The organism is Peribacillus sp. NPDC058002 (assembly GCF_042886655.1).
Lineage (GTDB): Bacteria > Bacillota > Bacilli > Bacillales > DSM-1321 > Peribacillus > Peribacillus aracenensis.
In genome coordinates, this window is the sequence record NZ_JBHVQU010000387.1 from 1 (window position 1) to 2,509 (window position 2,509).

A 2,509-nucleotide genomic window follows, 5' to 3' on the forward strand; every position below is an offset into this window, starting at 1 on the left:
GGCAATATGAGCATCGAGATCAAACAAACGATCACTATTTTTTTAGCGGTACTGCTTTTAGCACTAGGCGGGATTATCGTTAAGAATGTCAAAATATTTAAACATTTTTGTATCCCTGCACCTGTTGTAGGGGGATTACTGTTTGCAATAGTAGCGACCAGTCTTAAAACCTTTCTAAACGTAACCATTTCATTAGATACGACACTCCAGGGATTATTTATGTTAACGTTTTTTACGACTGTTGGATTGGGTGCCAGTTTTCAATTAGTAAAAGTCGGCGGTAAATTATTATTAATATATTGGTTGTTATGCGGTTTTCTGGCATTAGCTCAAAATTTAATTGGAATTTCTTTAGCACCGGTTTTTGGGATCGATCCATTGATTGGTATGATGGCAGGAGCGATATCCATGGAAGGTGGCATAGGTGCAGCTACGGCATTTGGTGGTACCATTGAATCGCTGGGAATTCAATCTGCCCAAGCAATTGGAATAGCGGCAGCTACTTTAGGATTAGTATTTGGTGGATTAGTTGGAGGTCCGACTGTAAAATATCTTATTAATAAACACAAATTAACACCAAGTAAAAAGGATATTGAAATTCAGGAAAAGAAAGAAATGGAAGACAAAATAGAATTGAATGCAGCTTCATTTATGAAACAAGTATTAATATTGACATTTTGTATGGCTTTAGGTTCATACTTAGGAGAGTTATTTTCGGCGAAGACAGGTTATGTTTTACCGAACTATGTTGGAGCAATGATAGTGGCTGTAATAGTTAGGAATATTTTGGATAAAATAAATGGGGAAATCATCGAAATGCCTAGTATAAATTTTATTGGAGATATTACTTTAGGTATTTTCTTATCAATGGCATTAATGAGTATAAAACTGTGGGAAGTTGCTGACCTTGCGTTACCTATTATTTTGATTGTGGTGATACAAGTAATCTTCATTATACTTTTAAGTATATTCATCATGTTTCGCTTTCTTGGCAAAAACTACGATGCGGCAGTTATGGTTGGAGGGTTTATCGGACATGGTATAGGGGCTACACCAAATGCTATGGCCAATATGTCGACGATCACTGCTAAATATGGACCTTCAAGTAAAGCGTATTTAATCGTTCCGATAGTGGGTGCATTTCTTATTGACGTTTTTGCCATGCCAATTATCATTGTAAGTATTAATCTATTAAAATGATAATGCTGGAATGAATTTCAAAATTAATAGTTTTTAAGTAAAGCCTGATATGGTCAAAGTATAGTTAGATATAGTGCTGATACCGAATGTTTTTAGTTGTATCAAAAACATTCGGTATTGTCTTTTTTTCTAAATTCCCCATGCAGTAGTTCACATTGGTTTCTGTCTAATTATTAATGTAACGGAACCCCATCGATTTCAAGTAGGTATGAACGACCTTGTGTGTATAGCACGATCAAGTAAGAATGAAATTATGCTACGATGAGAGTCCAGTACACCTAAGCCAGTTATGCCTCTCTGTTTAAACAATTTTTTTTTGATCTTCACTCTGGTCGAAATTGTTTTCAACTTAAAGTAAAGTAATAATAAAAGGGGAGAAAATAGTTGTCATATTCACTAAAGATAATAAGAAAAAGTGAACAAATAACCAGTCTTTGGTCAGGTGGTAAAACAACTCAACTTGCCATTTACCCTGAAGATGGAGATTATTCGAAGCGTGATTTCAAATGGCGGATTAGCACCGCAGATGTCGAGGTGGACGAATCCTTATTTACTCACCTTCCAGGCATTCGGAGAATCATTATGATCCTTGATGGTGAAATGCTGCTGGAACATAAGGGAAAGCACCGTGTGCATTTACAGCCATTTGAACAGGATCGGTTTGATGGAGGCTGGACAACCCGAAGTATTGGAAGGGTTACGGACTTTAATTTGATGTTAGCAGAAGGATGCGAAGGAGACCTTAGCACCATTCATTTGACTGATGGAACCCATTCTGAAGTGTTGGATAATGGGGAATCTTCGAAAAGAACCGACGCCTATTATTGTTTCAAAGGAAAAAGTAGAATGAGTATCGATGAAAAAGAGTCTATTGTTTTAGGGCAAGGTGACTTGGTAATCTTGAACAGGGATCATTTCTGCAATAACATAAAGTTATCCAATTACGAAGATCACGTATCTTCAACAATTATTAAGGTAAGTATTTTTTATTGATGGAAGTTTGGGTTGCCAAAGCATGCATCCTTCTCATATATAAATTGATTGCGACCCAATGATGAGGTTTGACGTCAGCGCGTTCACTGCTAATGGTTGACATCACGTACCTTTTTTAGATTAATAGTGCCAGATACATCCAAGATATGAGTTTACTTTATTCAGATTATATACAGTAAAAAGTAAACAGGATATTAAATATTAATTAATCAGAGCTGTCCTTAGACAGCTTTTTGTTTTTGGCTCTTTTCGTAAAGATTGTTGTTGTTTTTAAAACGAAACGATTTAAGGTTGATTGGAGCGCAAGTGCGAGACT

General features: G+C 36.1%; 2 protein-coding genes. Both read left to right on the forward strand.

Annotation, left to right across the window (positions count from 1 at the left end; all coding sequences use genetic code 11):
* Window positions 1–6 precede the first annotated feature (6 nt).
* Window positions 7–1,200: a sodium/glutamate symporter gene (gene gltS, locus ACFVSH_RS25390; RefSeq protein ID WP_387708524.1), complete on the forward strand. Its 1,194-nt coding sequence runs from the start codon at window positions 7–9 to the stop codon at window positions 1,198–1,200.
* A 384-nt stretch (window positions 1,201–1,584) separates the two neighbouring features.
* Entirely contained in the window at window positions 1,585–2,193 is a 609-nt protein-coding gene (locus ACFVSH_RS25395) for a HutD/Ves family protein (RefSeq protein ID WP_387708522.1), read from the forward strand.
* The last annotated feature ends 316 nt before the right edge of the window (window positions 2,194–2,509 follow it).